A 745-nucleotide genomic window follows, 5' to 3' on the forward strand; every position below is an offset into this window, starting at 1 on the left:
GCAGGTACGGCTCGATGAACTCCCATTCCACATCCGTCAGTTGCGCGCGTGTCATGCAAGTCGATCTACCAGTCCAGACCCAGCCCTGAGTGCGAATCCGACAGATTGATCACGACTCGATACGCGCCCTAGCCGTGTACACCGTCCCCTGATGGTAGAGAGAAGCCCACAGCTCCTCCCACGCCTCGTCAGCCAGCTCGGGATCACCGATCTCGTCAAAGAGCCGTGGTAGGTCAGACGCGGATCCATAGGCGTGCTTCAGACCGGACCAGTCCAGTGTCATGCCCGCAATCATTCCAGCCGCATCCGACCGGCACCCCCGTGCCTTATCAATCTCACCAACAAGATCGTGTTACGAGCTCTTAGCTTGACTCTGTCGGTGATCTTGGAGTTTCCCGGTATGGCAGCATGATCAACGGGCATGCTCGGGTCGTTCCGATGACCGATGCAGCTGTCGAGGTGCCTGTTGTCCCTCCGCCCCCGTTCCGGTGAGCAAGTCCCGGCTCTGACCGCGCAGATCGCGCGGGCGAGCAACCCGGACGGTACGACGGCGATATGGGTGAGAGACCGGCTCGATGGGCTGTGGTGTGACGAGGACTTCGCCGACTGGTACCCACGTGACGGGCGTCCGGGTCTCTCGCCTGCCCAGCTGGCTACTGTCTGTGTGCTGCAGTTCCTGCTCGGCCTGTCGGACCGTCAGGCGGCCGAGGCGGTGCGCTGCCGCATCGACTTCAAGTATGCGATG

At 61.9% G+C, this 745-nt stretch carries 2 protein-coding genes; one reads left to right on the plus strand and one right to left on the minus strand.

The genetic code is table 11. From position 1 onward, the window contains the following. Positions 1-109 precede the first annotated feature (109 nt). Positions 110-283 (minus strand): hypothetical protein, encoded by a 174-nt coding sequence (locus tag IEZ19_RS50050; RefSeq protein WP_189317991.1) that lies wholly within the window; start codon positions 281-283, stop codon positions 110-112. A 183-nt stretch (positions 284-466) separates the two neighbouring features. Between IEZ19_RS50050 and IEZ19_RS50055 the strand changes: the two genes are divergently transcribed. Next, on the plus strand, positions 467-745 hold a 279-nt coding region (locus IEZ19_RS50055; RefSeq protein ID WP_229841762.1), incomplete at its 3' end, for a transposase.

This window comes from Streptomyces brasiliensis, assembly GCF_014647875.1.
Lineage (GTDB): Bacteria > Actinomycetota > Actinomycetes > Streptomycetales > Streptomycetaceae > Streptomyces > Streptomyces brasiliensis.